Source organism: Sinisalibacter lacisalsi, assembly GCF_014640115.1.
Taxonomy (GTDB): Bacteria; Pseudomonadota; Alphaproteobacteria; order Rhodobacterales; family Rhodobacteraceae; genus Sinisalibacter; species Sinisalibacter lacisalsi.
This window is the reverse complement of the sequence record NZ_BMGI01000001.1, coordinates 987,157-1,001,577: the sequence shown is the minus strand read 5'-3', so window position 1 is coordinate 1,001,577 and position 14,421 is coordinate 987,157. Positions and strand designations below refer to the sequence as shown.

Here is a 14,421-nt window from a genome sequence, read left to right as displayed (position 1 = left end):
CGGCAAGCTCAAGCACCTTTCGGCGGCGACAAGACGGAGCGGTTGCAGCACCGCCCTGGCCTCACTCCTCGCCCGGCAGGATCCGCACGGCACCCCTGGAGGCCGAGGACGCGAACATCGCGTAGGCCTTGAGCGCGGTCGAAACCGCGCGCGTGCGCACCTCGGCCGGGCCCCACGGCAGCGGCCCCTTGGCGGCGCGGCGGCGCTCCAGTTCGGCCTCGTCCACCGCGAGGTGGATGGTGCGGCCCGGGATGTCGATCTCGATCGTGTCGCCATCTTCCACGAGCCCGATCACGCCGCCCTCGGCGGCCTCCGGGCTGGCGTGGCCGATCGAAAGCCCCGAGGTGCCGCCCGAGAAGCGCCCGTCGGTGAGCAGCGCGCAGGCTTTGCCGAGGCCCTTCGACTTGAGGTAGGAGGTCGGATAGAGCATTTCCTGCATCCCCGGCCCGCCCTGCGGACCCTCGTAGCGGATCACCACGACCTCGCCGGCCGAAACCTTGCCGCCAAGGATGCCGCTCACCGCACTGTCCTGGCTCTCGAACACCCGGGCGGTGCCGGTGAACTTGAGGATGCTGTCATCCACCCCCGCCGTTTTCACGATGCTGCCGTGCTCGGCGATATTGCCGAACAGCACCGCGAGCCCGCCATCCTGGCTGAAGGCGTGCTCGGCCGAGCGGATCGCGCCCGACTTGCGGTCGAGGTCGAGATCCTTGTAACGGTTCTGCGTCGAGAAGGCCTGAGTGGTGCGCACCCCGCCGGGGGCGGCGCGGTAGAAAGTCTCGACGGCGGGGTCTTGCGTTTTCATCACGTCCCACTTGGCGATCGCCTCTGCCATCGTCTCGCTGTGCACAGTGCGCACATCGCCATGCAGAAGGCCCGCCCGGTGCATCTCGCCGAGAATGGCGAAGATGCCGCCGGCACGGTGCACGTCTTCCATGTGCACGTCCTGCTTGGCGGGCGCCACCTTGCACAAAACCGGCACCTTGCGGCTCAGCCGGTCAATGTCGTCCATGGTGAAATTCACTTTTCCCTCATGGGCGATGGCGAGCAGGTGCAGCACCGTGTTCGTCGAACCGCCCATCGCGATGTCGAGGCTCATGGCGTTTTCGAAGGCTTCGAAGCAGGCGATGTCGCGCGGCAACAGCCCCGGCTTCTCTTCCTCGTAATGCGCATTGGTGATCTCCACGATCAGCCGCCCCGCCTCCTTGAAAAGCGCCTCCCGGTCGGCGTGGGTGGCCAGCATCGAGCCGTTGCCGGGCAGCGCGATGCCCAGCGCCTCGGCGAGCGAGTTCATCGAGTTCGCCGTGAACATGCCCGAGCAGGACCCGCAGGTCGGGCAAGCGTTCTGCTCGATGGCGAGCACCTGTTCGTCGGTGTATTTGTCATCGGCCGCCGCCACCATCGCGTCGACGAGGTCGAGATCGTGGTCGATCACGTCGGGGCTGATCTTGCCCGCCTCCATCGGCCCGCCGGACACGAAGACAACGGGAATGTTGAGCCGCATCGCCGCCATCATCATGCCGGGCGTGATCTTGTCGCAGTTCGAGATGCAGACCATGGCATCGGCGGAGTGGCCGTTGAGCATGTATTCCACGCTGTCGGCGATCACTTCGCGCGAAGGCAACGAGTAGAGCATGCCGTCGTGCCCCATCGCGATGCCGTCATCGATGGCGATGGTGTTGAACTCCTTCGCCACGCCGCCGGCCTTCTCGATCTCGCGCGCCACGAGCTGGCCCATGTCCTTGAGGTGCACGTGGCCGGGCACGAACTGGGTGAAGCTGTTGACCACGGCGATGATCGGCTTGCCAAAATCCTCGTCGGTCATGCCGGTGGCACGCCAGAGGCCGCGGGCTCCGGCCATGTTGCGGCCATGGGTGGATTTGCGCGAGCGGTAATGGGGCATGTTGGGCCTCTCCTTGGCTATCCCTGCGTGTCTAGCGCAGGAGCGGGCTGAAGGGCAATGACGGCTTCGTGAGCCGGACAGCGCGGGGGCGAGCGGCCCCCGGGTGAGGCGGTGCAGCCATGCACCGCGCCCGATTTTTCCCTCCGTCAGACCGCCTGCCGCCAGCGGCCCCAACGGGGCAGGCTCACATCCCGCACATCACGATGAACCGCTGGATCTGCTCGCGCTGCTCGGGCGCGGCCGCGCCGCCGGTCATGGTGTAGGGCGCGAGGTCGGCGTAGTGCATGACGATGCTTTCCGCCTCCGCCATCAGCGAAAACAGCGGCGTGTCGCGCGGCAATATCCCGATCGCATACCACTGGTCCGACCGGGGGTCGTCCATCTGCGGCGCGACCGGCAAGGCCATGGGCGTTCCGTCCAGTTCGAGCAGAACCCGGCGCGGGATTTCCTCGCGCGTATCGTGGAAGATCAGCGGCTCGACCCAGTAGGGATCGCCGTTGTCCGGGCAGCGAAACAGCATCGTGGCATATTCGGTTTCGGAATACTCCGGCACCACCCAGCCCATCTTGGCGGCAAAGCCTTCTTCCCAGGTGCCCGTCTGTGTCAGCCAGAAGCCGGGCATGTCGGCGCTTGCGCCGGTTTCCCGCTCCGGCGTTTGCGGTTCCGGCAGGGTTTCGCGTTGCGGCGGCATGGGCAGCGCCAAGAGGGCCGAGAGATCGGTGTCTTCGGTGATGCGCTCGAAGGCCCGCATCTCCATGGCAATGCCGGTGCTTTGCATCAGCACCTCCGGCCCCTCGGGCGCGAGCGAGAATATCGTCACGCTGGCGGCGCTGCGGTCGATCCGCTCGTAGATCACGAGGTTCGCGATCCCGTCGCCGGTCATGTCATGCGGCCCGGTGATGTTGACGGAGATCAGCCGTTCGGGCGGCGCGGTCACAAAAACGATCTCGCCGTCGAAGGCAAGGCGCAGCCCGCCCTCCGCGCGGTCCAGCGCGTAGCCCGCGGGCACGTTGTCCGACGCCAGCGCCGATCCGCCCGGCACAAGCAGGGCAAGCGACAGCACCAAGGCCCGCGACAGGGCGGTCGCCGAGGGGCTGGTGGGGCGGGGCTGGAATGCGGCGTTTTTCATGCGTTTCACCTCTCTCACCATGTGACCGTACCATCATCGGGACCAATCGTGGACCGTATCGCCGAGGATCACAGGTTCGAACCTCGCTTGGTAGCCGATTCTCTTGGACTCATTGTCGCCCCCCGGCTGGGCGAAACCAAGCGCAGTTCGGGCCGGGTCCAGTGCGGAACCCGACGCGTGCAGCACCGAAGGGAGGGCCGCATCGGCTGGTGTGCCGCGCTCCTCCGCCCAAAACGGCTTGCGCAGGCGCATGACGGCTTCGTGATCGCCCGGAGACCCGCGGGAGAACTGGTGGTCCGGAGTCGGGGCCCTTATGCTTGCTCCACCGCCGCAAACTCGCGACAAGGGTATCATGCTTACCGAGATCATCATCGTTCTGGTGCTCATTCTCACCAATGGCTTTCTCGCCATGTCAGAACTCGCGATCGTGTCGTCGCGACCGGCGCGGCTGAAGATCATGGCCGACAATGGCAGCGCGGGTGCCCACGCCGCGCTTGACCTTGCGGCGGCCCCGGGGCGCTTCCTCTCGGCGGTCCAGATCGGGATCACCCTCGTCGGGGTGCTGTCGGGCGCGTTCTCGGGCGCCACGCTCGGGATGCGGCTCAGCGAGGCATTGAAGCTCGCTGGCGTGGCGCCAGGCCTCGCCGAAACCCTCGGCGTGGGTGCGGTGGTGGTGGCGATCACCTACCTTGCGCTGATCGTCGGCGAACTGGTGCCCAAGCAGATCGCCCTGCGCGCGCCCGAGGCAACGGCGGCGCGCGCGGCGCCCGTGCTCACCGCGATCGCCCGGCTGGCCGCACCGCTGGTCTGGCTGCTCGACGTCTCAGGCCGGATCGTGCTCCGCCTGATCGGCCAGTCGGGCAAGGCCGAACGCGGGGCCTCGGACGAAGAGGTCAAGCTGATGCTCTCGGAGGCCCGCGCCGAGGGCGTGATGCATGAACGCGAGACCGAGATGATCGCCGGGGTGATGCGAGTGGCCGACCGGCGCGCGAGCGGGCTGATGACCCCGCGCCACGAGGTCGAGACGGCGAGCCTCGACGAAGACCCGGCCGACATCGTCGCGCGGTTCCGACAAACACGGCGGTCGCGCCTGCCGGTGCTCGTCGATTCCCCCGACAACGTGATCGGCGTCTTCGCCGCGCACGACTTCCTTGACCTCGGGCCCGATGGCCTGCCGGATCGCGCCAGGCTCGCCACCCTGGTTACGGCCGCGCCCGCCGTGAACGAAAACCTGTCCGCCATCGCGGTGATCGAGGAACTGCGACGCACCCGCGGGCACATGCTGTTCGTCTTCGACGAATACGGCCATTTCGAGGGCATCATCACCCCGATGGACGTTCTCGAGGCGATCACCGGCGAATTCGTGGACGAGGCCCCGAGCGAGCCGAAAATCTTCGAGCGCAGCGATGGCAGCCTGCTCGTGGCCGGCTGGATGCCGGTGGACGAATTCGCCGACAGGCTCGGACTGACGCTGCCGCAGGATCGTGATTTCGAAACCGTCGCGGGACTCGTGTTGGAGGAAATGGGCACCCTGCCCGAGGTTGGCGACCATTTCAGCTTTGGCGGCTGGCGGATCGAGATCGTCGACCTCGACGGCAGGCGGATCGACACGCTGCTGGTATCGCGCGAACCGTTGGCAGATTAGCAGTCATCTGCCCGTGCTGCACGGCGCGCAGGACGTTATTGGCCGTCGAAATAGGCCTGCGTGCCGCGTGCCTCGACCGCTTCCGCGATCCGGCGCAACCCGTGCACATAGGCCGCCTCGCGCATCGAGACGCCAAGTTCGTTGTGCAAGGTCCATATCGCTTGGGTTTCGGTTTCCATGGTCGAACGCAGGGCGTCGCGCACCCGCGATCTCTCCCAGTAATAGCCCGAGCGGTTCTGCACCCATTCGAGGTGCGAAACGGTCACGCCCCCGGAATTGGCGAGAATATCGGGCACGATGATCTGGCCATTGGCGGTCAGCCGGGCGTCGGCCTCGGCGCTGACCGGGCCATTGGCCAGTTCCAGCACCACCCGCGCTTGCACGCGGTCGCAGTTCTCGGTGGTGATCTGGCCTTCGAGCGCGGCGGGCACCAGCACGTCGCACTCAAGTTCGAGCAGTTCGGCATTGCTGATCTTGCGCGTCTTGCCGTGCCCCTTTGCGCCGACTACGCTGCCCGTCTTGTGCTTGTGCTCCATCACCGAGAGCGGATCGAGCCCGTCGGGATCGTAGACACCACCGCGCGAATCGCTCACCGCGACGATCCGGTAGCCATCCGCGTGCAGCAGCTTGGCGCAGTGGTAACCAACGTTTCCGAAACCCTGGATCGCAACGCTGGACTTGTCGGGATCAAGGCCGAGCGAGGATTCCAGGTAGCGCAGCGTGTAATAGCCGCCGCGCGCGGTGGCGTCGGTGCGCCCCTCGGTGCCGCCGAAGGCAATCGGTTTGCCGGTGATCGCGGTGGGCGATGGATGGCCGGTAATCGCGCTGTATTCGTCCGACATCCAGGCGATGACGATGCCGTTGGTATACATGTCGGGCGCGAGAATATCGCGGTCCGGGCCGATGAAGGAGGCGAAGGCTTCGATATAGGCGCGGCTGACGCGTTCGAGCTCGGTCGGCGAAAGGGTCTTGGTATCGACGCAAACACCGCCCTTGCCGCCGCCGAAGGGCAGGTTGGCGACGGCGCATTTGAACGTCATCCAGAACGCCAGCGTCTCGATCTCGTCGAGGGTGACGCGGGGGTGGAACCGCACACCGCCCTTGGTCGGCCCGCGCCGGTCGTTGTAGCGGCAGCGCCAGGCCTGGAAGGCGCGCCGCGAGCCGTCATCCATGCGGATCAGCAAGGTTGCCGCCAGCGTCTCGCGCGGCCACTTCAGTTCTTCGAACACGTCGGGGTGGATGTTGAGCTTGTCGCAGGCGAGGCGAAGGTTTTCGCGGGCGCGCTGCAGCATGTCGCCGTTGACCGTGGCCGCCGGAAGGTTGGCCTTGCTGGTTTCGGTCATGGTCGCCCCCTCTGCCTCGCTCGGTCCCGAGTCTCACGACCCCGGGCACCGTCGTCAAGGCATGGCGCGTACCGCAAACGCCGCAGGGCGAACGATGCGCGAGGCTGGCCCGGCGTGCGCCGTCAGAACGAAACCTGCCATCCCACTCCGGCACCGCGCGAACTGACGATGGGCACCACCATGCTGCTGACGCCGCGTTTGCGGTTCTCGTAGTTTTTCAGCACCATGTTGCCGATCCCGGTTCCGATCAGGGCACCGGCCACCATGTCGGACACCCAGTGGTTATGGCCCTCGGCCGAGTTGACCGCGAGCAGGGCCGCCACGCCGTAGGGGATCAGGTAATTGTCGTAGACCCCCGAGTAGACCCGCGCGGTGGAGAAATAGAGCGTGAAATGGAACGACGGCATCGCCGTGCCGTAGGGATGCGAGGCAAACCGGACTCCATTGCCCTTGAAAAAATCGAACGGGTCTTTCGAAAACACACCCTTGGGATCCACCGGGCCGGTCAGATCGCTGACCGGGCGCAGCCTGCCGAAGGCCGCCTTCAGCACGACATGCGAGGTGAAATAGGAGTAGAGCGCCGCCTTGGTCGCGAGCAGGGCGGCAACCTGGGCGCGCTCGTCATTGGCCGCGATCCCGTAGGCATAGGTGCCCGCGAGCGCCCCGGCGATGTATTGCCCATCCGCCGTGAAGAACCAGCCCTTGATCGGCTTGGGCAGGTTCACCTTCTTGCCGAGGGGGAGAATGGTTTTCTGGTAAAGCGTGGTCGTTTCCGTGTCGGCAAGGGTCAGCGCACCGATGCCGAGCGCGTAGGTGCCGAAGGTCATCGGATCGGAGATCGGGTAGGTCAGGATGCTGGCAAGCTCCTGCGGGATCCCGCCCATGGTTTCAACGAAAACGCGGCTGGCCTTCTCGAAGCGCGCCTCGTCGGCGGAAACGAAGAGATCATCCGAGAGCGTGTAGGCAAAGGGGTTTTCCGGCCAGTCGAAGCCCCCATCCTTTGCCTCGGCGCGGGTTGTGACGGCGATGGAAAGAGCCATCCCGAGGATCGACATCGCCACGCCCCGCATTGCTCTCGCACGACCCATTCCCATCCATCGCCTCCATCAGAAAACCTTTGGAAGACTACCCGTGCGGGCGGTCGGGGGCGAGTCCCACCAGTTTTTGAGGTTGCTTCGGCCGCGTCAAAGTGACATCCCCGCCACATCAAGGAGTGGTGAGCACGCAACCTCCCGCCCCTCGCCTGACGCCAACCAAGAGTGAGGGCATGATATGCTTCGGCGCAGTTTTTTCCTGATCGCATTCTCCGCGGCGCTAGCCGGCTGCGGTTCGGCGCCGGTCATCAGCAGCAAGAACGAGGAGACGCGTCTCGTCGTCCTGCGGCACGCCGACCGAACCACCTCCATGCTGAACGAGGCGGGGCGCGCCCGCGCGGCGCAGTTGCCCGCGGCCTTGAGCGACCTCGAGATCGACGCGATCTACACCACCCCGCGCCAGCGCAATATCGACACCGCCACGCCCCTCGCCGAGGCGCGCGGGCTGGAGATCGGCAACCACCTCGCCTGGGGCGCGTCGGGCAGGATCCTCGATGACCATCCGGGCGAAACCGTCGTCTGGGTCGGCAACCAGGAAAACCTCGGGCTGTTCTACGCCGCGCTCGGGCTCCTGCACAAACCGCCGGTCCAGTTCGGCGATGTCCACGTCATCACCCTGGGGCCCGGCGGGAGCGTGAAGATGCTGGAAAAGCGCCGCTACGGGGATTGAGCGAGAGCCCGGTTCGGGTTTTCGCCCCCCCCTCAAAGAAAGGCGCGCCCGAAGGCGCGCCTTTGTCATTTCCGGCCCGGAAGCGTCAGGCGCCGATCACGCCGCCATCGTCCTTGGTGATGACCACGGTGGCCGAGCGCGGCACCGTGCCGTTGTAGTCGGGAAAGCTCGAGCCATACTTGCCGGCCGCGAAATCATCGGCCGACCCGTGCGCACCGGGGTGCTGGAAATTCACGAACATGGTCTTGCCATCCGGCGTGGTGACGACGCCGGTGCACTCCTGGCCCCAGGGGCCGGTCATGAAGCGCTTGATCTCGCCGGTGGCCGGATCGGCGGCCAGCAGCATGTTCATGCCGAACTCTTTCAGCGGCCCTTCGTAGTCGGGGCCGATGTCGCCCATGTCGGTCTGGATCCAGAGCCGCGAGCTGTCATCGCACCACAGACCGTCCGGGCAGGCGAAGGTGTTGTCGTCGCCCAGCGAGCCGCCGGTGGCCAGCGCCGAGTTCCGCGCGTTGCCGGCGATCACGAACAGATCCCAGTCGAACGACGCCTTGGTGTGGTCGCCATTGTCGTAGTTCCAGCGCACGATCTGGCCGAAGTTGTTCTCCGCGCGCGGGTTCACCGCGTCAACCTGCGCCTGGGTGCGGCGCGAGTTGTTGGTGAGCGCGAAGTAGACCTCGCCGGTGTTCGGGTCGATGGTGCCCCATTCCGGGCGGTCCATCTTCGTCGCGCCCGCGGTGTCGGCGGCAAGGCGGGTGTTGACGAGGATGTCGGCCAGGTCGGCGAAGCCGTTGGCCGGGGTCAGCCCGTTGCGGCCCGGCGCCAGCGCCAGCCACTCACCGCTGCCATCATCGTTGAACCTGGCCACGTAGAGCGTGCCGCGGTCGAGGATCGAACCATCGGTTTCGCCCGGCACGAACACGTCGTCCGACACGAACTTGTAGATGTATTCAAAGCGCGCATCGTCGCCCGAGTAACACACCACCGGCGCACCCTCGACGACCGGGGCGAAAACGACGCCCTCGTGGGCGAAGCGGCCCAGGTGGGTGCGCTTGACCGGGGTGCTCTCGGGATCGAACGGGTCGACCTCGACCATCCAGCCATAGGTGTTCGGCTCGTTGCGGTAGTCGTCAGTGGCCGAGGCGCCCTTGGCGGTGGCATCCCAGCGCACGAACTCGTCGGCGCCCGACTTGGCGAGGTGCCAGCCATAGCGGCCGCCCTGCGGGTTGGTCGACACGCCGTAGCGGGCATGCTCGCGCGGCAGGTCGGGCTTCTGGTCGATCTCGGTGGTGTTCGCGAAGTAGCCCGCCCAGTTCTCTTCGGCAGCCAGGTAGGTGTTCCACGGGGTCACGCCATGGGCGCAGTTGTTCACCGTGCCGCGGGTCATGGTGCCATCGGGGCTGTACTTGGTGCGCACATGGGCCGAGCCGCGCACCGGGCCGGCGATTTCCATCGGCGTGTTGGCGGTGATCCGGCGGTTGTGCGGATCGGCCACGATCGCCCAGCTGCCGTCGGCCTGCTTCGTGGTGCGGAAGATCGAGATGCCGTGGGCGGCGATCTCCATGCGCACCTCGTCGTCGTCGCGCATGCCATCGGCATCGTACAGAACGCTGCGCTTGTCGAAGGCAGCCCCCTTGTAGCCTTCCTTCTCGGCATGCAGGAAGCGCGGCTCGATGTATTCGTGGTTCTCAACCAGCAGACCATCCTCGGACGACCCCTCGATCGGGAAGAAGTGGATCCCGTCATGGCACTGGCCGATCTGGTGTTCCTGCTCGGCACCGGTGTTGGCACCGGGACGATAGGCCGGCATGTCGCCCGAGATCGGCTCGCCGGTGCCGCCGAGAATCTGGAAGCTGTAACCTTCGGGGACGACCACGGTATCGTCGAAGCTGACCGGAACCGGCTTGAAGCCGATGAGGCTGGAAGTGGTCTGCGCCAGCGCCGCCTTGCCCGAGAGCGAGGCGCCGAACAGGCCGGTGGCGATGGTGGCAAGCCCGCCCATCATGAAGCCACGACGCGCGGCCCGGGCTTCCATCACGTCATAGAAGTTGGGGTTGGCGGAGGTGTTGCACTGCGGCTCGTCGCCGTGCTCATACCCCATGGCTTCGGTGTGATCGGGGTAGTCCTTCTCGAAGTCTTTCATGTCTGGCTCCTGGGCTGGTTCTGATCGACAGAATCGCGGTGAGCGGAAGCGGCTCATCCTGACATTCCGGTATCGGCGCAATACAAAGCTTCGGTGACGCACCCGAAAAACTCTGAGACACGCGATCAGGATTGCTTTCGCCACCGCATCGCCCTATTGATTTGATCAAATTATTCAGCACCGCGCCGAGCCGATGGAGGGTTTCATGGACGGGTTCAACGAGAACGATATCAGGCACGTCGTGGAGGCCGACAAGGCCCATGTCTGGCACCACCTCACCCAGCACAAGCCGTTCGAGACCACCGATCCGCGGATCATCGTCGAGGGCAAGGGGATGCGGGTCTGGGACGCGACCGGCAAGGAATACATCGACGCGGTTTCCGGCGGGGTCTGGACGGTGAACGTCGGCTACGGACGGGCCAGCATCGCCGACGCGATCCGCGACCAGATCGTGAAGCTCAACTATTTCGCCGGGGCGGCGGGTTCGATCCCCGGCGCGCTCTTCGCCGAGAAGCTCATCGCGAAAATGCCGGGGATGGCCCGGGTCTACTACGCCAATTCGGGAAGCGAGGCGAACGAGAAGGTGTTCAAGATGGTGCGCCAGATCGCCCACAAGCGCCACGGCGGCCGGAAACGCAAGATCCTCTACCGCGAGCGCGATTACCACGGCAGCACCATCGGCACGATGAGCGCGGGCGGGCAAACCGAGCGCAACGCGCATTATGGCCCCTTCGCCCCCGATTTCGTCTCGGTCCCGCACTGCCTCGAATATCGCGCGCAATGGGATCTGTCCGGCGAGGCCTACGGCGCGCGGGCGGCGGAGGCGATCGAGGAGGTCATCCTGCGCGAAGGCCCCGACACGGTGGGCGCGCTCTGCCTCGAGCCGATCACCGCGGGCGGCGGCGTGATCGTGCCGCCGGAAGGCTATTGGCCGCGCGTGCAGGAGATCTGCGAGAAATACGATATCCTCCTGCATATCGACGAGGTGGTCTGCGGCATGGGCCGGACCGGCACCTGGTTCGGCTACGAACACTACGGGCTGCGCCCCGATTTCGTCACGCTCGCCAAGGGTGTGGCCAGCGGTTACGCCGCGATCGGGGTGACGGTGACGACGGAAGCGGTGTTCGAGATGTTCAAGGACGACGCCGGCGACCCGCTCGACCACTTCCGCGATATCTCCACCTTCGGCGGCTGCACGGCAGGCCCGGCGGCGGCGATAGAGAACATGCGGATCATCGAGGACGAGGCCCTGCTCGACAACACCACCGCCATGGGCGCGCGGATGCTCGCCAACCTCGAAGGGCTGATGGAGAAGCACCGCGTGGTGGGCGACGTGCGCGGCAAGGGGCTGTTCCTCGGCGCCGAACTGGTGGCCGACCGCGCCAGCCGCGAGCCGGTGGAAGAGCGGCTCGTCGGGGCCGTGGTGGCGGAATGCGCGGCGCAAGGCGTGATCATCGGCGCGACCAACCGCTCGGTGCCGGGGTTCAACAACACCCTCACCTTTTCACCCGCGCTGATCGCAACCGCCGACGATATCGACGCGATCACCGACACGGTGGACAGGGCGCTCGGCAAGGTCTTCGGCTGAGCGACCCGGCCTGACCCCGCGGCCGCCCGATCACACCGCTGGCGGCCGCCGCAGCACGCCCCAGACCCACGAATAAAAAAACGGGCTCCGAGGGTTTCCCCGGAGCCCGCCTGTTTTTGTGTGGTGCCGCTGGCAGCGGCGGTTCAGACCTTGGCCTGAAGCCCCAGTTCAGAGGCGACGAGCGCGATATCACCCACCTGCTTGGCCAGCTGGTCGTGCATTTCCGGCGTCGCGTTGTCGCGCGCGGCGACGGCGGCGGTCACGAAATCGTCGAGCACCTCCTGGGTCATCTCTCCCGCCGGCATCGCCCGTTCGGCCAGAACCGAGGTGCCCTCGGGCGAGATCTCGGCGAAGCCGCCGGTGACGACGAACTTCTCCTCGCCGTTCGCGCCCTGTACGGTCACGATGCCGGGCCGCAGGGTGGCGATCACCGGCGCATGGTTGGCCATGGCCGTGAAATCGCCGTCGGCGCCAGGGATCTGCACCGCGCTGGCCTCGACCGAGGCCAGACGGCGCTCGGGCGAAACCAGGTCGAATTGCATCATGTCAGCCATTGGAGGCCCTCCTTAGGCCGCGTCGGCCGCCATCTTTTCGGCCTTGGCGATCACATCCTCGATGCCGCCGACCATCAGGAAGGCGCCCTCGGGCAGGTGATCGTATTCGCCGGCCACGACGGCCTTGAACGACTTGATCGTGTCTTCGAGAGGCACCTGGATACCATCCGAACCGGTGAACACCTTCGCCACGTCGAACGGCTGGCTGAGGAAACGCTGGATCTTCCGGGCGCGGGTGACGGTGAGTTTGTCTTCCTCGCTCAGTTCGTCCATGCCGAGAATGGCGATGATGTCCTGGAGCGACTTGTAGCGCTGCAGGATGGTCTGCACGTCACGCGCCACCTGGTAGTGCTCCTCGCCGACGATCGCGGGATCGAGGATCCGGCTGTTGGAGTCGAGCGGGTCCACCGCCGGGTAGATGCCCAGCTCCGAGATCGCGCGGTTGAGAACCGTGGTCGCGTCGAGGTGGGCGAAGGTGGTGGCGGGCGCCGGGTCGGTGAGGTCGTCCGCGGGCACGTAGACGGCCTGGATCGAGGTGATCGAGCCGGCTTTCGTCGAGGTGATGCGCTCCTGCATCTGGCCCATGTCGGTGGCCAGCGTCGGCTGGTAGCCCACTGCCGAGGGGATGCGGCCGAGAAGCGCCGACACCTCGGAACCCGCCTGGGTGAAGCGGAAGATGTTGTCGACGAAGAACAGAACGTCGGTGCCCGACTGGTCGCGGAACTGTTCCGCCAGCGTCAGGCCGGTCAGCGCCACGCGGGCACGCGCCCCCGGAGGCTCGTTCATCTGGCCGTAAACGAGGGCCACCTGGCTCTCTTCCAGGTTATCGGGCTTGATGACGTTGGATTCGATCATCTCGTGGTAGAGGTCGTTGCCCTCGCGGGTGCGCTCACCCACCCCGGCGAACACCGAGTAGCCCGAGTGCACCTTGGCGATGTTGTTGATCAGTTCCATGATCAGCACGGTCTTGCCCACGCCGGCGCCGCCGAACAGGCCGATCTTGCCGCCCTTCGAGTAGGGGGCCAGCAGGTCGATGACCTTGATGCCGGTGACGAGGATCGCGGTTTCGGTCGATTGTTCCTGGAACTCCGGCGCTTCCTGGTGGATCGAGCGGCGCTCCTTGGTTTCGACCGGGCCTTTTTCGTCCACCGGCTCACCGATGACGTTGAGGATGCGGCCGAGCGTGGCGTTGCCCACCGGCACCGTGATCGGCTCGCCCACGTCGGTCACTTCCTGACCGCGCACGAGGCCCTCGGTGGCGTCCATCGCGATGGTGCGCACGGTGTTCTCGCCAAGGTGCTGGGCCACTTCGAGCACCAGCCGCTTGCCGTTGTTGTCGGTTTCGAGCGCGTTCAGGATCGCCGGCAGCTCATCCTCGAACTGCACGTCGACAACGGCGCCGATGACCTGGGTCACTTTGCCTTTTGCATTTGCCATGTGTTTCGTCTCCGGTTCCGGTTAGAGCGCCTCGGCGCCCGAAATGATTTCGATGAGCTCGTTGGTGATGACGGCCTGGCGCGAACGGTTGTACTGGATCGTCAACCCTTCGATCATGTCGCCAGCGTTGCGCGTGGCGTTGTCCATTGCCGACATCCGCGCGCCCTGCTCGGAGGCCGCGTTTTCAAGCAGCGCCGAGAAGATCGCGGTGGCCACGCCCGAGGGCAGCAGCGTTGCGAGAAGCACCTCTTCCGAGGGCTCGTAATCGTAGACCATGCCGGTCTGCTCGGCCTCGGACTCGACCTCGTCGAACTTCGCCGGGATGATCTGCTGCGCCGTCGGGATCTGGCTGACCACGCTCTGGAAGCGGTTGAAGAAGATCGTGGCAACGTCGAATTCATCGGCGTCGAAACGCGCGATCACGTCGCGGGCGAGCGATTGGGCATTGTCGTAGCCGATGTGGCGCACGTCGCTCAGATCGACGTGATCGAGGAAATACTCCGAGTAGTCCCGCTTGAGCTGTTCCCGGCCCTTCTTGCCAACGGTGATGATCTTCACCGTCTTGCCCTCGGCGACGAGCTTGTCGGCGTGGGACTTGGCCTTTTTCACGATCGACGAGTTGAAGCCGCCGCAAAGGCCGCGCTCGGACGTCATGACGATGAGCAGCTGCACCTTGTCGGAGCCGGTGCCGCGCAGGAGCTTCGGCGCGGCTTCCGAGCCTGCCGCGGCCTTCGCCAACCCGGCCATCACGGCGTTGAACCGCTCGGTGTAGGGCCGCGACGCCTCGGCCGCATCCTGTGCCCGCCGCAGTTTCGCGGCGGCCACCATCTGCATGGCCTTGGTGATCTTTCGCGTCGACTTGACGCTGTCGATCCGGTTTTTCAGGTCCTTAAGACTTGGCATTGCCAGCCTCCT

11 protein-coding genes are annotated in these 14,421 nt (G+C 65.9%); 3 read left to right on the top strand and 8 right to left on the bottom strand.

Annotated features, from left to right (window positions below):
* Window positions 1-61 precede the first annotated feature (61 nt).
* Together ilvD and IEW01_RS04975 are read right to left on the bottom strand one after the other, a co-directional pair.
* Window positions 62-1,903 (bottom strand): dihydroxy-acid dehydratase, encoded by a 1,842-nt coding sequence (gene ilvD / locus IEW01_RS04980; protein WP_188526473.1) that lies wholly within the window; start codon window positions 1,901-1,903, stop codon window positions 62-64.
* A gap of 184 nt (window positions 1,904-2,087) precedes the next feature.
* Complete coding sequence (locus IEW01_RS04975; RefSeq protein ID WP_188526472.1) at window positions 2,088-3,032, bottom strand: hypothetical protein; 945 nt, start codon at window positions 3,030-3,032, stop codon at window positions 2,088-2,090.
* Window positions 3,033-3,384: 352 nt separating this feature from the next.
* Between IEW01_RS04975 and IEW01_RS04965 the strand changes: the two genes are divergently transcribed.
* Window positions 3,385-4,677, top strand: a complete 1,293-nt coding sequence (locus IEW01_RS04965; protein WP_188526470.1) for a hemolysin family protein — start codon at window positions 3,385-3,387, stop codon at window positions 4,675-4,677.
* A gap of 35 nt (window positions 4,678-4,712) precedes the next feature.
* On the opposite strand, the gene IEW01_RS04960 is transcribed toward IEW01_RS04965, so the two are convergent.
* Together IEW01_RS04960 and IEW01_RS04955 are read right to left on the bottom strand one after the other, a co-directional pair.
* Complete coding sequence (locus tag IEW01_RS04960; protein ID WP_229738071.1) at window positions 4,713-6,020, bottom strand: Glu/Leu/Phe/Val family dehydrogenase; 1,308 nt, start codon at window positions 6,018-6,020, stop codon at window positions 4,713-4,715.
* A 122-nt stretch (window positions 6,021-6,142) separates the two neighbouring features.
* Window positions 6,143-7,108 carry a phosphatase PAP2 family protein gene (locus IEW01_RS04955; protein WP_188526469.1) on the bottom strand — a complete coding sequence of 322 codons (966 nt, stop codon included), beginning with the start codon at window positions 7,106-7,108 and terminating at the stop codon, window positions 6,143-6,145.
* 184 nt (window positions 7,109-7,292) lie between these two features.
* On the opposite strand from IEW01_RS04955, the gene IEW01_RS04950 reads away from it, so the two are divergent.
* Window positions 7,293-7,784, top strand: a complete 492-nt coding sequence (locus tag IEW01_RS04950) for a histidine phosphatase family protein (RefSeq protein WP_188526468.1) — start codon at window positions 7,293-7,295, stop codon at window positions 7,782-7,784.
* An 85-nt stretch (window positions 7,785-7,869) separates the two neighbouring features.
* Here the strand turns inward: IEW01_RS04950 and IEW01_RS04945 are convergent, their stop codons facing one another.
* A complete protein-coding gene (locus tag IEW01_RS04945) occupies window positions 7,870-9,927 on the bottom strand; it encodes a PhoX family protein (RefSeq protein WP_188526467.1) in 2,058 nt (685 codons plus the stop codon).
* A 205-nt stretch (window positions 9,928-10,132) separates the two neighbouring features.
* On the opposite strand from IEW01_RS04945, the gene IEW01_RS04940 reads away from it, so the two are divergent.
* Window positions 10,133-11,515 (top strand): aminotransferase family protein, encoded by a 1,383-nt coding sequence (locus tag IEW01_RS04940; protein ID WP_188526466.1) that lies wholly within the window; start codon window positions 10,133-10,135, stop codon window positions 11,513-11,515.
* Between the two features lie 143 nt (window positions 11,516-11,658).
* Here the strand turns inward: IEW01_RS04940 and IEW01_RS04935 are convergent, their stop codons facing one another.
* From IEW01_RS04935 to IEW01_RS04925, 3 genes are read right to left on the bottom strand one after another with little or no spacing between them, the layout of a single operon-like run.
* Complete coding sequence (locus IEW01_RS04935; RefSeq protein WP_188526465.1) at window positions 11,659-12,069, bottom strand: F0F1 ATP synthase subunit epsilon; 411 nt, start codon at window positions 12,067-12,069, stop codon at window positions 11,659-11,661.
* A 12-nt stretch (window positions 12,070-12,081) separates the two neighbouring features.
* Complete coding sequence (gene atpD / locus IEW01_RS04930) at window positions 12,082-13,506, bottom strand: F0F1 ATP synthase subunit beta (protein WP_188526464.1); 1,425 nt, start codon at window positions 13,504-13,506, stop codon at window positions 12,082-12,084.
* Window positions 13,507-13,527: 21 nt separating this feature from the next.
* On the bottom strand, window positions 13,528-14,409 hold the full coding sequence (locus tag IEW01_RS04925; RefSeq protein ID WP_188526463.1) for a F0F1 ATP synthase subunit gamma: 882 nt from the start codon (window positions 14,407-14,409) through the stop codon (window positions 13,528-13,530).
* Between the last annotated feature and the right edge of the window lie 12 nt (window positions 14,410-14,421).